General features: G+C 62.4%; 13 protein-coding genes and 2 rRNA genes (1 of these 15 only partly in view). 11 read left to right on the forward strand and 4 right to left on the reverse strand.

What is annotated here, in order from left to right; all coding sequences use genetic code 11:
* Nucleotides 1–2,534: ribosomal RNA gene (locus HFGMBDPB_RS14360) — 23S ribosomal RNA — on the forward strand (it extends 285 nt beyond the left edge of the window).
* Nucleotides 2,535–2,660: 126 nt separating this feature from the next.
* Nucleotides 2,661–2,773, forward strand: a 5S ribosomal RNA gene (gene rrf, locus HFGMBDPB_RS14365).
* Nucleotides 2,774–2,925: 152 nt separating this feature from the next.
* Here rrf and HFGMBDPB_RS14370 read toward each other — a convergent pair.
* Nucleotides 2,926–3,693 carry a class II glutamine amidotransferase gene (locus HFGMBDPB_RS14370; protein WP_034400144.1) on the reverse strand — a complete coding sequence of 256 codons (768 nt, stop codon included), beginning with the start codon at nucleotides 3,691–3,693 and terminating at the stop codon, nucleotides 2,926–2,928.
* Nucleotides 3,694–3,831: 138 nt separating this feature from the next.
* Between HFGMBDPB_RS14370 and HFGMBDPB_RS14375 the strand changes: the two genes are divergently transcribed.
* Complete coding sequence (locus HFGMBDPB_RS14375) at nucleotides 3,832–4,461, forward strand: hypothetical protein (protein ID WP_349305371.1); 630 nt, start codon at nucleotides 3,832–3,834, stop codon at nucleotides 4,459–4,461.
* A 63-nt stretch (nucleotides 4,462–4,524) separates the two neighbouring features.
* Here the strand turns inward: HFGMBDPB_RS14375 and HFGMBDPB_RS14380 are convergent, their stop codons facing one another.
* The 3 genes from HFGMBDPB_RS14380 to HFGMBDPB_RS14390 all read right to left on the reverse strand — a co-directional run bounded on the left by HFGMBDPB_RS14380 (nucleotide 4,525) and on the right by HFGMBDPB_RS14390 (nucleotide 7,258).
* Complete coding sequence (locus HFGMBDPB_RS14380) at nucleotides 4,525–4,713, reverse strand: 4-oxalocrotonate tautomerase (protein WP_012202595.1); 189 nt, start codon at nucleotides 4,711–4,713, stop codon at nucleotides 4,525–4,527.
* A 17-nt stretch (nucleotides 4,714–4,730) separates the two neighbouring features.
* Nucleotides 4,731–4,985 (reverse strand): cysteine-rich CWC family protein, encoded by a 255-nt coding sequence (locus HFGMBDPB_RS14385; protein ID WP_013804760.1) that lies wholly within the window; start codon nucleotides 4,983–4,985, stop codon nucleotides 4,731–4,733.
* Between the two features lie 80 nt (nucleotides 4,986–5,065).
* Nucleotides 5,066–7,258 carry a malate synthase G gene (locus HFGMBDPB_RS14390; protein ID WP_212645628.1) on the reverse strand — a complete coding sequence of 731 codons (2,193 nt, stop codon included), beginning with the start codon at nucleotides 7,256–7,258 and terminating at the stop codon, nucleotides 5,066–5,068.
* Nucleotides 7,259–7,562: 304 nt separating this feature from the next.
* On the opposite strand from HFGMBDPB_RS14390, the gene HFGMBDPB_RS14395 reads away from it, so the two are divergent.
* From HFGMBDPB_RS14395 to lptB, 8 genes are all read left to right on the forward strand, one after another.
* Nucleotides 7,563–8,498 carry a LysR family transcriptional regulator gene (locus HFGMBDPB_RS14395; RefSeq protein WP_026062476.1) on the forward strand — a complete coding sequence of 312 codons (936 nt, stop codon included), beginning with the start codon at nucleotides 7,563–7,565 and terminating at the stop codon, nucleotides 8,496–8,498.
* 28 nt (nucleotides 8,499–8,526) lie between these two features.
* Nucleotides 8,527–9,132, forward strand: coding sequence for a DUF3016 domain-containing protein (locus HFGMBDPB_RS14400; RefSeq protein WP_209803321.1), 606 nt, complete (start codon nucleotides 8,527–8,529; stop codon nucleotides 9,130–9,132).
* Nucleotides 9,133–9,261: 129 nt separating this feature from the next.
* Nucleotides 9,262–9,708 (forward strand): DUF2214 family protein, encoded by a 447-nt coding sequence (locus tag HFGMBDPB_RS14405; protein ID WP_016450692.1) that lies wholly within the window; start codon nucleotides 9,262–9,264, stop codon nucleotides 9,706–9,708.
* 54 nt (nucleotides 9,709–9,762) lie between these two features.
* Nucleotides 9,763–11,460, forward strand: a complete 1,698-nt coding sequence (gene argS, locus HFGMBDPB_RS14410) for an arginine--tRNA ligase (RefSeq protein WP_016450693.1) — start codon at nucleotides 9,763–9,765, stop codon at nucleotides 11,458–11,460.
* Nucleotides 11,461–11,480: 20 nt separating this feature from the next.
* Entirely contained in the window at nucleotides 11,481–12,161 is a 681-nt protein-coding gene (locus tag HFGMBDPB_RS14415) for an SPOR domain-containing protein (RefSeq protein WP_133073156.1), read from the forward strand.
* An 81-nt stretch (nucleotides 12,162–12,242) separates the two neighbouring features.
* Entirely contained in the window at nucleotides 12,243–12,893 is a 651-nt protein-coding gene (locus HFGMBDPB_RS14420; RefSeq protein ID WP_016450695.1) for a thiol:disulfide interchange protein DsbA/DsbL, read from the forward strand.
* Nucleotides 12,894–13,065: 172 nt separating this feature from the next.
* Nucleotides 13,066–13,728 carry a lipopolysaccharide transport periplasmic protein LptA gene (gene lptA / locus HFGMBDPB_RS14425; protein WP_016454602.1) on the forward strand — a complete coding sequence of 221 codons (663 nt, stop codon included), beginning with the start codon at nucleotides 13,066–13,068 and terminating at the stop codon, nucleotides 13,726–13,728.
* Nucleotides 13,725–14,522: an LPS export ABC transporter ATP-binding protein gene (gene lptB / locus HFGMBDPB_RS14430; RefSeq protein ID WP_016450697.1), complete on the forward strand. Its 798-nt coding sequence runs from the start codon at nucleotides 13,725–13,727 to the stop codon at nucleotides 14,520–14,522. Before lptA ends, lptB begins: the two co-directional genes overlap by 4 nt.
* The last annotated feature ends 43 nt before the right edge of the window (nucleotides 14,523–14,565 follow it).

Consider the following 14,565-nt stretch of genomic DNA (forward strand, 5'->3'; position numbering starts at 1 on the left):
ACAAAACGGAATGGAAAGTCCGGCCATAGTAGGTGATAGCCCTGTATGTGAAAACCGACTGGTGGTACTGAGCTAGAGAAAAGTAGGGCGGGGCACGAGAAACCCTGTCTGAATATGGGGGGACCATCCTCCAAGGCTAAATACTCATCATCGACCGATAGTGAACCAGTACCGTGAGGGAAAGGCGAAAAGAACCCCGGGAGGGGAGTGAAATAGATCCTGAAACCGCATGCTTACAAAAAGTAGGAGCCCGCAAGGGTGACTGCGTACCTTTTGTATAATGGGTCAGCGACTTACATTCAGTGGCAAGGTTAACCGAATAGGGGAGCCGTAGAGAAATCGAGTCCGAATAGGGCGTCCAGTCGCTGGGTGTAGACCCGAAACCAAGTGATCTATCCATGGCCAGGATGAAGGTGCCGTAACAGGTACTGGAGGTCCGAACCGACTAGTGTTGCAAAACTAGCGGATGAGCTGTGGATAGGGGTGAAAGGCTAAACAAACTTGGAAATAGCTGGTTCTCTCCGAAAACTATTTAGGTAGTGCCTCAAGTATTACCTGCGGGGGTAGAGCACTGTTTAGGCTAGGGGGTCATGGCGACTTACCAAACCTATGCAAACTCCGAATACCGCAGAGTACAGCTTGGGAGACAGAGCACCGGGTGCTAACGTCCGGACTCAAGAGGGAAACAACCCAGACCGCCAGCTAAGGTCCCTAAAATTGGCTAAGTGGGAAACGAAGTGGGAAGGCTAAAACAGTCAGGATGTTGGCTTAGAAGCAGCCATCATTTAAAGAAAGCGTAATAGCTCACTGATCGAGTCGTCCTGCGCGGAAGATGTAACGGGGCTAAGCCAGTTACCGAAGCTGCGGATTTGCAATTTATTGCAAGTGGTAGGAGAGCGTTCTGTAAGCCTGTGAAGGTGCCTGGTAACGGGTGCTGGAGGTATCAGAAGTGCGAATGCTGACATGAGTAGCGTTAAAGGGGGTGAAAAGCCCCCTCGCCGTAAGCGCAAGGTTTCCTACGCAACGTTCATCGGCGTAGGGTGAGTCGGCCCCTAAGGCGAGGCAGAGATGCGTAGCTGATGGGAAACAGGTCAATATTCCTGTACCGATGTGTAGTGCGATGTGGGGACGGAGAAGGTTAGCTCAGCCAACTGTTGGATATGTTGGTTCAAGCCTGTAGTCGTGCCTGGTAGGCAAATCCGCCGGGCTTAGATGAGGGGTGATAACGAGTCTGCTTGCAGACGAAGTGAGTGATACCCTGCTTCCAGGAAAAGCCACTAAGCTTCAGCTACACACGACCGTACCGCAAACCGACACTGGTGCGCGAGATGAGTATTCTAAGGCGCTTGAGAGAACTCTGGAGAAGGAACTCGGCAAATTGATACCGTAACTTCGGGAGAAGGTATGCCGCAAGTAGGTGAACTTGAACAAAGGGAGCCCAAAGCGGTTGCAAAAAATCGGTGGCTGCGACTGTTTAATAAAAACACAGCACTCTGCAAACACGAAAGTGGACGTATAGGGTGTGACGCCTGCCCGGTGCTGGAAGATTAAATGATGGGGTGCAAGCTCTTGATTGAAGTCCCAGTAAACGGCGGCCGTAACTATAACGGTCCTAAGGTAGCGAAATTCCTTGTCGGGTAAGTTCCGACCTGCACGAATGGCGTAACGATGGCCACACTGTCTCCTCCAGAGACTCAGCGAAGTTGAAATGTTTGTGATGATGCAATCTCCCCGCGGAAAGACGGAAAGACCCCATGAACCTTTACTGTAGCTTTGTATTGGATTTTGAACGGATCTGTGTAGGATAGGTGGGAGGCTTTGAAGTGAGGACGCTAGTTCTCATGGAGCCGACGTTGAAATACCACCCTGGTGCGTTTGAGGTTCTAACCCAGGTCCCTTATCGGGATCGGGGACAGTGCATGGTAGGCAGTTTGACTGGGGCGGTCTCCTCCCAAAGCGTAACGGAGGAGTTCGAAGGTACGCTAGTTACGGTCGGACATCGTGACGATAGTGCAATGGCATAAGCGTGCTTAACTGCGAGACTGACAAGTCGAGCAGATGCGAAAGCAGGACATAGTGATCCGGTGGTTCTGTATGGAAGGGCCATCGCTCAACGGATAAAAGGTACTCTGGGGATAACAGGCTGATACCGCCCAAGAGTTCATATCGACGGCGGTGTTTGGCACCTCGATGTCGGCTCATCTCATCCTGGGGCTGTAGTCGGTCCCAAGGGTATGGCTGTTCGCCATTTGTGGGCGCTGCAGATTTGAGGAAGCCTGCTCCTAGTACGAGAGGACCGGAGTGGACACACCTCTGGTGTATCGGTTGTCACGCCAGTGGCATTGCCGAGTAGCTAAGTGTGGAAGAGATAACCGCTGAAAGCATCTAAGCGGGAAACTCGTTTCAAGATGAGATCTGCCGGGGCCTTGAGCCCCCTGAAGAGTCGTTCAAGACCAGGACGTTGATAGGCTGGGTGTGGAAGCGCAGTAATGCGTTAAGCTAACCAGTACTAATTGCTCGTGAGGCTTGACCCTATAACTTTGATGACGTTGATCATCAAGNTGGTTATGCCAAGTAAGGCGCAGTCAAAATACAAAGCTGATTACAGACTCTATGAATTCGTTGTGTTGCTCACAAGAGCAGCATGACAACAAGTTATGCCTGATGACCATAGCAAGTTGGTACCACTCCTTCCCATCCCGAACAGGACAGTGAAACGACTTTGCGCCGATGATAGTGCGGGTTCCCGTGTGAAAGTAGGTCATCGTCAGGCTCTTACAGCCCAAGAAACCCCGTAGCCCAAAGCTACGGGGTTTTTTGCATTGGGCTACAGGAAACGGGGAAACAGGCTGAACAGCCAAAACGGACAACCCAAAAAAAGAGAGCGCTGACGCGCTCTCTTTTTATTCCTGAATGCGCAATGGTTCAAAGCGGCAGGCATTCGCCCTGTACAAAGACCTTGAGTTCGCCCGACTGGATTGAAGTCCAGGTCTCATTCTTGGTCAATGGCGCCGTGACGATGATGGCCACGCGGTCCTGGGGTGTGGTTTCCCGGGCGAAGTCCACGGCCAGGTCTTCATCCGACAGATGGGCCTGGGCAAAGGGGTGGCGTCGTTCGATATAGCACAGGTGTGTGGTGGCATGGGCCCACAGCGCTTCGCCGTTGGACAGCAGGAAGTTGAAGGTACCGTGCGGCGAGATGCGCTTGGCCAGTTCGCGCAGCGTGTGCGTGAGTTCCTGGACGCTGGGCAGGCCGGCATGGGACTTCCAGAGCTCCTGAAGAATCCAGCAGAAGGCCTGCTCGCTGTCGGTGTTGCCTACCGGATGGAAGTGGGCATGCAGTTTCGGAGCGAAGCCCTTGAGATCCCCATTGTGGGCAAAGACCCAGTTGCGGCCCCACAGTTCACGCACGAAGGGGTGGCAGTTCTGCAGGCTTACCGCGCCCTGCGTGGCCTTGCGGATGTGGGCGATGACGTTGCGGCTCTTGATCGGGTACTCGCGTATCAGCTTGGCGATGGGCGAGTCGATGGCGCGCTCGTAGCCGACGAAGTGGCGCAGGCCCTTGTCCTCGAAGAAGGCGATGCCCCAGCCGTCCGTATGGTCGCCGGTATTGCCCGCCCGCTGGGTGAACCCCGAGAAGCTGAAGCGCACGTCGGTGGGCGTGTTGCAGTTCATTCCAAGCAGCTGGCACATGGCGGTATCGTTGTTTGCGTAGTTCAAGCCATAGCCTAACGCCTGGCGCGGCAGCTGCAAGCACAATGCGGGGCAACGGCAAAAAAACGGAACACACCCATGCCCATCCTCTGTCTGCATACGGCGCACAGCAACGCCGTGATCTTCGAGCAGGCTGCTGCCGAACTGGGCTGGCCGGCCCACTCAATCGTTCATCAGGTGCATGAGGAACTGCTGTTGGAGGCGGAGGCTGCCGGCGGCATGAATGCGTCGCTTCGGCAGAAAACGGCGGGGCAGCTTGATGCGCTGGCAGACCCTGCCGATATCGATGCCGTGCTGCTGACCTGCTCGACCCTGGGCCCGGCCGTGGCGGATTGCCGCAGTGGCAAGGTCTGGCGTGCCGATGGCATGCTGGCCCGCAAGGTGGCCGCTGCCTTGCAGAGAGATCCCCAGTCACGCATTGCACTGCTGTGTGCTGCTCCCACGACGTATGAAGCCACGCGCGATCTGTTCATGCAAGCGTTGCTGTCTGGCGATGCACATCTGCGCCTGCAGCTGCAGTGTGTCGAAGGCGCATGGGCGCTTTTCCGTAGAGGCGATCTCTCTGGCTACCAGGCACGGATGACCGATGCCGCTTTTCAAGCCTATGCGGCCGGCGCCGCCCAGGTGGTTTTGACCCAGGTTTCCATGGATGGGGTTGCCAGGTACTGGCAGGCCAGAGACTCCCATCCTGTGCCGTGGACCGTGGCTGCCAGTGCGCTGCAGGCACTTGGAGAAATGCGCAAGTAAAGCTGCAACTTCATGGAAAAAGGCAGCCGAAGCTGCCTTTTGCATGCGTTGGAGGAAAAGTCCTCAGCTGCGCTCGGACCAGAGCTTGCCGCCCGTGGCCCAGTTTTCGCGCTTGATGTCGGTGATCAGGATGTCCACCGATTCGGGCGAGCCACCGAGGACTTCGACCGAGACGCGCGTGATCTCTTCGACCAGCTTGCGCTTTTGTTCGACGGTGCGGCCTTCCATCATTTCGACGTGGTACGTGGGCATGTCAATCTCCTCAGGGATCAAGTTCTAGGGGGTTGGGTCGGCGACATCATATCGGCCGACGCGGGCGGTCGAGGCTTGTCGGTGCCAAGTGCGCAGGCGGGACACAGGCATGCCTTGTTGCGCAGGGGCTCCGGAATACGGGCCAATGCATCGGGTGCCACCGGCGTGTCCATGCACCAGCAGTTCAGCGGATCAACGCCCGCAAGAATGGCGCACTGATTGCTGCGGCCGCACAGCGGACACAGGCTGGCATCGGGGGGAGGGGCACTCATCGTGGTTCTGAGTGTAGATCCATGAAAAAAGCACCTCAGGCAAGCCTGGGTGCTTTTTCAAGCGCCGGGCGCCGCCCGCGTCAGGCGGCGGCCTTGACCTTCAGGCGCCAGGCATGCAGCAGGGGCTCGGTGTAGCCGCTGGGTTGCTCCTTGCCCTTGAAGACCAGGTCACAGGCGGCCTGGTAGGCCATCGAGGTGTCGAAGTGGCCGGCCATGGGCTTGTACAGCGCATCGCCCGCGTTCTGCTGGTCGACCACGGCGGCCATGCGCTCGAAGGTCTCGCGCACCTGCGCCTCGGTCACGATGCCGTGCTGCAGCCAGTTGGCGATGTGCTGGCTGGAGATGCGCAGCGTGGCGCGGTCTTCCATCAGGCCCACGTTGTGGATGTCGGGCACCTTGGAGCAGCCCACGCCCTGGTCCACCCAGCGCACCACATAGCCGAGGATACCCTGGACGTTGTTGTCCAGCTCCTGCTGCTTTTCAGCCGCGCTCCACTTGTCTTCCTTGACCACGGGCACCTGCAGCAGGTCGGCCAGGATGTTGGCGCGCTCGGCGTCGGCATTGGTCTGCTCCAGCTGCTTTTGCACTTCGGCCACGTTGACCTGGTGGTAGTGCAGGGCGTGCAGCGTGGCGGCCGTGGGCGAGGGCACCCAGGCGGTATTGGCGCCGGCCTTGGGGTGGCCGATCTTTTGCTCCAGCATGGCCTTCATCAGGTCGGGCATGGCCCACATGCCCTTGCCGATCTGCGCCTTGCCGCGCAGGCCCAGGCCCAGGCCCACGAGCACGTTGCTGCGCTCATAGGCGGCCAGCCAGGCGCTTCCCTTCATGTCGGCCTTGCGGACCATGGGGCCGGCATACATGGCGGTGTGCATTTCGTCGCCCGTGCGGTCCAGGAAGCCGGTGTTGATGAAGGCCACGCGCGATGCGGCGGCGGCGATGCAGGCCTTGAGGTTGACGCTGGTGCGGCGCTCCTCGTCCATGATGCCAAGCTTGACGGTGTTCTCGGGCAGGCCGAGCACCTTTTCCACGCGGCCGAACAGCTCGCTGGCGAAGGCGGCTTCCGCAGGGCCGTGCATCTTGGGCTTGACGATGTAGACGCTGCCCGTGCGCGAGTTGCGGATGCCGTTGGCGCCCAGACCCTTGATGTCATGGACGGCGATGGCCGTGGTGACCATGGCGTCCAGGATGCCTTCGGGGATTTCCTTGCCGTTGCCCCAGAGGATGGCCGGGTTGGTCATCAGGTGGCCGACGTTGCGAACGAACATCAGCGAACGGCCATGCAGCCTGACGGGCTTGCCGTCGGCGCCGGTGTACTCGCGGTCTGCATTCAGGCCGCGCGTCATGCTCTTTCCGCCCTTGTCGAAGGTCTCGGTCAGCGTGCCCTTGAGGATGCCCAGCCAGTTGGCATAGCCCACCACCTTGTCCTCGGCATCCACGGCCGCCACGGAGTCTTCCAGGTCCAGGATGGTGGACAGGGCGGCTTCGACCACCACGTCTGCCACGCCGGCGGCATCGGTCTGGCCGATGGCCGTGGTCTTGTCGATGCGGATGTCGATATGCAGGCCGTTGTTGAGCAGCAGCACGGAAGAGGGCGCTGCGGCATCACCCTGGTAGCCCACAAACTGGGCGGTGTTCTTCAGGCCCGTGGTGCCGCCGTTCTTGAGCGCGACGACCAGCTGGCCAGCTTCCACGCGGTAGCCGGCGGAATCCTTGTGCGAGCCCGAGGCCAGCGGGGCGGCCTGGTCCAGGAAATCACGTGCGAAGGCGATGACCTTGGCGCCGCGAACGGGGTTGTAGCCCTTGCCCTTTTCCGCGCCGCCGTCCTCGCCGATGGCATCCGTGCCGTACAGCGCGTCATACAGCGAACCCCAGCGCGCGTTGGCGGCGTTGAGCGCATAGCGGGCATTGAGAATGGGCACGACCAGCTGGGGGCCGGCCTGGATGGCCAGTTCCGCATCCACATTGGTGGTGGTCGCCTTGGCATCCTTGGGCTGCTCGACCAGATAGCCGATCTGCGTCAGGAACTGCTGGTAGCCGGCCATGTCGGTGATGGGGCCGGGATGGGCCTTGTGCCAGGTGTCCAGCTCGGCCTGCAGGCGGTCGCGTTCGGCCAGCAGGGCGGCATTGCGGGGGGCGAGGTCGTTGACGATCTCGTCGAAGCCTTTCCAGAATGCCTCGGGCACGACACCCGTGCCCGGGAGCACTTGTTCATTGATGAAGCGGTGCAGCTCTGTGGCCACCTGCAGGCTGTGGGCTTGGGTGCGATCGGTCATGGTGGGAACCCCGGTTGGATGGATGGAAAGACTGGCCTGGACCCTTTACGGGCCTGACTATAAGGAATACTTTATTAGATTTATTTGCGTACATAAATAGACCATAAATCTTAAAACTCGTGACTTTTACGCAAAAATGTGGGAAGGTTATGCGCCTGCCAAAACCATCGGAAATTGGCATGCAGCCCGGTGCGAAGGGCAAATGGCAGACAGCCAGTGCCTACTGCGCAAAAAGGCGGACCCCAGGAGACAGGCATGCATGCGCATGCCCCACAAGAACACGGAAAAGAAACGGACAGCAGTCATGGACAAGCTCAAGGCATTCGAGTCATTCGTATCGGTGGCCACGCGCGGCAGCCTCACGGCAGCGGCCAAGGCGGAAGGCGTGGCGCCAGCCATCATGGGGCGGCGACTGGATGCCTTGGAAGAGCACCTGGGCGTCAAGCTCATGGTGCGGACCACACGCCGCATCTCGCTCACGCACGAGGGCAGCGCTTTTCTCGAGGATTGCCAGCGCCTCTTGTCCGATGTGTCCAACGCCGAGGCCAGCGTCAGTGCGGGCGGGGTCAAGGCCACAGGACATCTGCGCATCACGGCGCCGGCAGGCTTTGGTCGGCGGCATGTGGCGCCTCTGGTGCCGCGTTTTCGGGACCTGCACCCCGATGTGACGATTTCCCTGAATCTGAGCGACCGCGTGGTCGATCTGGCCGGTGAGGGCTTTGACTGCGCGGTGCGGGTAGGCGACTTGCCCGACTCGGCCCTGGTCAGCGTGCGCATCGCCGACAACCGGCGCCAGTGCGTGGCCACGCCCTCCTATCTGGAGCGCCGCGGCACGCCGCGCCACCCCAGCGAGCTGACCCAGCATGACTGCCTGACGCTGTCCAGCGATGCCTCGCAGACGCGCGGCTGGGCCTTTCGCATTCCGCACCCGGACAGCGGTACCAGCGAAGTCGTGCATTTCAAGCCGGGCGGTCCGCTGGACTGCTCCGACGGCCAGGTGCTGCACGACTGGTGCCTGGGCGGCTGGGGCATTGCCTGGCGCAGCACCTGGGAGGTGGAGGCCGAGATCGCCGCCGGGCGCCTGGTGGCGGTGCTGGAGGAATTTGCGGCCCCACCGAACGGCATCTTCGTGGTCTTTCCCCAGCGCAAGCACATGCCGCTGCGCGTACGGCTGTGGATCGACTATCTCAAGCACCATTACGAGCAGCCGGAATTCTGGCGTCGAACCCACGCGGCCTGAGCGGGCCGCCCAGCAAGGAGGAATGAGCATGGCAGTGTCGATCGCGACGGAAGCGGTATCCGCAACGCAGGGCGCGGCCCCAGGACGGCGGCGCTGGATGCGCATGGCGCTGGGCGCCGCCTGCCTGGGCATGTTGGCAGGCTGCGCCGTCCAGGGGCCGGGGCAGGGCCGGCCGGACGGGATGCGGCAGGGCGCGGTGCCTGCCGGCATCGTGAGCGTGACCTTTGACGATCCCTCGCGGTTCGATGCCGGGCGCAATGGACCCCAGGAGTCCGAGAAGGCGCGCCGCGCCTGGGTCGATGCGCTGGCCCAGTTCCTGGCCGAGCGTGCCGCGCCCAGGCTGTCCCAGGGCCAGCGGCTTGAAGTTCACCTCACCGATGTGCAGCGCGCAGGCAGTTTCGAGCCCTGGCGCGGACCCCAGGCCGCCGATGTGCGCATCGTCCGCGATATCTATCCGCCGCGCATCGACCTGCGTTTCAAGCTGCTGGATGCCGACGGAAAGCTGCTGCGCGAGGGCAGCCGCCAACTGCGCGATGCGACCTTCATGATGCGCCCCGACCTGTATCCCAACGATCCCCTGCGCTACGAGAAGACGCTGCTGGATGACTGGTTGCGCGCGGAACTGCCGAAGTAACGACGCAAGAGCCGGCGCGACGGGAGGACCGCAGTGGTCTACCGATTGCCTCGGGCATCCCGATGGCGGTCGCCGTTTCTGGCGTAATGCAGCATGGCCCAAGAGGCTCAATTTCTATACGGATTCCCCATGACGATAGAAGCCATTCTGGCCAGCCTTCACCTGCTGGCCATCCTCACCTTCGTGGTGTTCCTGTCCAGCCAGGCGGCGCTGTGCCGCAGCGAGTGGATGAGTGCCGCCGTGGTCCAGCGCCTGGCGCGGCTGGACATGATCTACGGGCTGGCGGTGGTGTTCCTGGTGCTCACCGGCATTGCGCGCCTGGTGTGGGGCGTCAAGGGCATGTCCTGGTACGTCTCGCAGCCACTGTTTCATCTGAAGATGACTTTGTTCGTGGTCGGCGCCGTGTTGTCGATCAAGCCCACGCTGGCCTTCCGCCGCTGGCGCCGCGCGCTGGATGCCGGCCAGGGCCTGCCCCAGCCTGCCGAGGTGGCCAGCACGCGCCGCTGGGTGATGTGGCAGGCGCATGTGGTGCCTGTGATCGCGGTGGTGGCGGTGTTCTGGGCGCGGGGCATGTAGGCCCGGTTTTCCTGTCTGGCGGCATGGGGCGGGCCTGCCACGTAGAATCCGCCGATGCTCTCCGTCAAACAGGAACTGCTCGCGGCTCTGGCCGGCGAGCTTGAAACTTTGTCGCCCGGCGCCGGTGCCCGTGCCGCTTTCGAATCCCCCAAGGTGGCTGCCCATGGCGATTTCGCCTGCACGGCCGCCATGCAGCTGGCCAAGCCACTCAAGCTCAATCCGCGCGCGCTCGGTGAACAGCTCAAGGCTGCGCTGGAGGCCACGCCGGCTTTCCAGCGCTGGGTCGATGCCATCGAGATCGCCGGCCCCGGCTTTCTGAACATCCGTCTCAAGCCCGCCGCCAAGCAGCAGATCATCCGTGAAGTGCTGGGACAGGCCGAGAAATTCGGCTGGCAGGCCGACCGTGGCGCCAAGATGCTGGTCGAGTTCGTCTCCGCCAACCCCACCGGCCCGCTGCACGTGGGCCATGGCCGCCAGGCCGCGCTGGGCGATGCCATCTGCAACCTCTATGCCACCCAGGGCTGGGGCGTGCACCGCGAGTTCTACTACAACGACGCGGGCGTGCAGATCGACACGCTGACCAAGAGCACGCAACTGCGCGCCAAGGGCTTCAAGCCCGGCGACGAATGCTGGCCCATCGATCCCGAGAATCCGGAAAGCAAGGCCTTCTACAACGGCTCCTACATCCAGGACATCGCAGACGATTTCAAGGCCTGCAAGACCGTCAAGGCCGATGACCGCGAATTCACGGCCAACGGCGATGTCGAGGACTACGACAACATCCGCCAGTTCGCCGTCGCCTATCTGCGCAACGAGCAGGACAAGGACCTGCAGGCCTTCAACCTGCACTTTGACGAGTACTACCTCGAATCCAGCCTCTACACCAACGGCCATGTCGAGGATGCGGTGCAGCGCCTGATCGCGGGCGGGCACACCTACGAACTCGACGGCGCGCTCTGGCTCAAGTCCACCGACTACGGTGACGACAAGGACCGCGTGATGCGCAAGCAGGACGGCAACTACACGTACTTCGTGCCCGATGTCGCCTACCACATCCAGAAGTTCAAGCGCGGCTATTCCAAGGTCGTCAACATCCAGGGCACGGACCACCACGGCACCATCGCACGCGTGCGCGCCGGCCTGCAGGCCGCCGACGTGGGCATTCCGGCCGGCTATCCCGACTATGTGCTGCACACCATGGTGCGCGTGGTGCGTGGCGGCGAGGAAGTCAAGATCAGCAAGCGCGCCGGCTCCTACGTCACGCTGCGCGACCTGATCGAGTGGACCAGCAAGGATGCGGTGCGCTTCTTCCTGCTGTCCCGCAAGCCCGACACCGAGTACACCTTCGACGTGGACCTGGCCGTGGCCCAGAACAATGACAACCCCGTGTACTACGTGCAGTACGCCCATGCGCGCATCTGCTCGGTGCTGGCAGCCTGGGGCGGCGATGCGGACACGCTCAAGGACGTGGACCTGTCGGCGCTGGAAGGCCCGCAGGCCCAGGCGCTGATGCTGCAGCTGGCCAAGTACCCGGCCATGCTGACCTCGGCCGCAGAAGGCAATGCGCCCCACGACGTGACCTTCTACCTGCGTGAACTGGCCTCGCTGTACCACAGCTACTACGACGCGGAACGCATCCTGGTGGACGATGAAAAGGTCAAGCTCGCCCGCCTGGCGCTGATCTCGGCCACGCGCCAGGTATTGCACAATGGCCTGGCAGTGCTGGGCGTCTCGGCCCCGCAACGCATGTAACTTCGAGCGACAAGCCATCTATGAAGACACAGCAACGTGGGGGCACCGTCATCGGTCTCATCATCGGCATGATCGTCGGGCTGGCAGCAGCCCTGGCCGTCGCCGTCTATGTGACCAAGGTGCCCGTGCCCTTTCTCTCCAAGGGCGGCAAGACGGCCGACCAGGACGCGGCAGAGGCCCAGCGCAACAAGAACTGGGACCCCAACGCACCGCTGCAGGGCAAGAACCCGGCGCCGCCACCACCGGCTGCCGTCACGCCGAGCCTCCCCGGCAGCACCACGCCAGCAGCGCCCACCCCGCCCGCCGTGGCCGGCGGCGTGACGCCGCCGCCCGCGCCCGTGGACCCGGCCAAGCCGCCCGCCAAGCCCGACACCAAGACCGATGGCAAGACCTCCGCCGACCCGCTGGGTGATCTGGTGAAGGCGCGTTCCGCCGCTGCCGAGAAGACGGAAAAGGCCGAGGCTGCCTTCAACTACTTCGTGCAGGCCGGCGCCTTCCGCAGCCAGGGCGATGCCGATGCGCAGCGGGCCAAGCTGGCCATGCTGGGATGGGAGGCGCGCGTGAGTGAGCGAGAGCAAAACGGCATCACCATCTTCCGCGTGCGCGTGGGTCCGTTCACCAAGCGCGACGATGCCGAGCAACTCAAGCAAAAGCTCGATGGCGCCGGGGTCGAGTCCACGCTGGTGCGCGCCGCTCGCTGAAACAGCGTTGAGCAAGAGCGCTGAACTTTTTGGCAAACCCCAGCCTCCTAATCTGCAGCATTGAACGAGGAGTTTGTTTTGATGAATCGCCGCGACTTTTCCCTGGCTGCCTCGGCAGCCGCTGCCAGCGCGCTGACGCTGGGCACCTCCGCCGCACAGGCCCAGGCGGCAGCGCCCAAGGAGGGCAAGGACTACATCAAGCTGGCCAAGCCCGCACCCACCAGCGCCGGCGCCGGCAAGGTCGAGGTGGTCGAGTTCTTCTGGTATAGCTGCCCGCACTGCAATGCATTCGAGCCCACCTTTGCCGCCTGGAAGAACCAGGCGCCGGCCGACGTGGTCGTGCACCGCGTGCCCGTGGCATTCAACGCCAGCTTCGTGCCCCAGCAAAAGCTGTACTACGCCTTTGAAGGCATGAACCTGCTGGATACCATGCATGCGCGCGCCTTCCACGCCATCCATGTGGAACGCAACCGCCTGGCCAAGGACGACGAGATCTTCGCCTGGGTGGGCAAGCAGGGCGTGGACGTGGCCAAGTTCAAGGAGGTCTACAACTCCTTCACGGTCTCCAACCAGGTGCGCAAGGCCACCCAGCTGCAGCAGGACTATGACGTGGAAGGCGTGCCGGCCATGGGCGTGGCGGGCCGCTACTACACCGATGGCACCAAGGCCGGGAACATGACCAATGTGCTGCGCGTGGTCGATCAGCTGATCGCCACCAGCCGCAAGGGCTGAGGTAGGGGCCTCGGCCCAGACCACCCGTGACAGGCCCGCCATTGAGCGGGCCTGTCGCTTTTGGAAACCTCTTTTTGTGCCTTCGTGTCAGCGCTTTGCCCCCCGGCTTGAAAGACGCCAGGAACGGTTGCGCGCGACACCCCCTACAATGGATGCAAGAAGCGTGCCCTCCATGAAACAACGACTTTCCCCCCTCCTGCTCGCAGCCGCCCTGGCGGCTTTCGCCGGTTTGGCCCAGGCCGAAAAGGCCGACAGCACCAAGCCCATGAACATCGAGGCTGACGCGCTGCGCCATGACGAACTCAAGCAGACCAGCGTCTTCACCGGCAACGTGGTGATGACCAAGGGCACCATCGTGCTGCGCGGTGCCCAGCTCGATGTGCGCCAGGACCCCGAAGGCTTTCAGTACGGCGTGGTCACGGCCGAAGCGGGCAAGCGCGCCTTCTTCCGCCAAAAGCGCGACACCGTTCCCGGCCAGCCTGAGGAATTCGTGGAAGGCGAGGGCGAGGTCATCGAATACGACGGCAAGGCCGATCTTGTGAAGTTCATCCGCCGCGGCGAACTGCGGCGCTATCGCGGCGGCCAGCTCAGCGACGAGATCACGGGCTCCATCATCGTCTACAACAACCTCACCGACGTGTTCACCGTCGATGGGCAAAAGACCAGCGGCGGCCAGCCCAGCTCCACCGCCGGCCAGGGCGGGCGCGTGCGCGCCGTGCTGGCGCCCAAGGAGGGCACACCGGGCTCGCAGCCGCGCGCTCCCGCCGCAGGCGCGCCGGGCACATCCCTGCAGCCCAGCAACACCCTGGACAGCCTTGGTGGTACCAAGCGATGAGTACCGAGGCCTCAGCCCCCGCTGCCCACGCTTCCTCCCCACGCGCCGAACAGGGCAGCAGCCTGCAGGCGCGCCATCTGGCCAAGTCCTACGGCAGCCGCAAGGTGGTCAAGGACGTGTCGCTGTCCGTGAAGAAGGGCGAGGTCGTGGGCCTGCTGGGCCCCAACGGCGCGGGCAAGACCACCTCGTTCTACATGATCGTGGGCCTGGTGCGCAGCGACGGCGGCGACATCTTCATCGACGGACAGGCCGTGGGAAACATGCCCATCCACCAGCGCTCGCGCCTGGGCCTGTCCTACCTGCCGCAAGAGGCATCGATCTTTCGCAAGCTCAGCGTCGAGGACAACGTGCGCGCCGTGCTGGAGCTGCAAAGGGATGAGCAGGGCCGGCCGCTGGCGCGCAGCGTCATCGAGGAGCGCCTGACGGCGCTGCTGCAGGAGCTGCGCGTGGACCATCTGCGCGCATCGCCCGCGCTGGCGCTGTCGGGCGGCGAACGCCGCCGCGTCGAGATTGCACGTGCCCTGGCCACGCAGCCGCGTTTCATCCTGCTGGACGAGCCCTTCGCCGGCATCGACCCCATCGCCGTGATCGAGATCCAGCGCATCATCGGCTTTCTCAAGGCGCGCGGCATCGGCGTGCTCATCACCGACCACAACGTGCGCGAGACGCTGGGCATCTGCGACCATGCCTTCATCATCAGCGACGGCCATGTGCTGGCCCAAGGCACACCCGAGGAGATCGTGGACAACGCCGAAGTGCGGCGCGTCTACCTCGGCGAACACTTCCGGATGTAGCGCCATGCCCTGCCTGGCCCGTCTGCGAGATTGCCTGCGCGAA

Origin of the sequence: Delftia sp. PE138 (genome assembly GCF_018320755.1) — a bacterium.
Lineage (GTDB): Bacteria > Pseudomonadota > Gammaproteobacteria > Burkholderiales > Burkholderiaceae_C > Comamonas > Comamonas tsuruhatensis.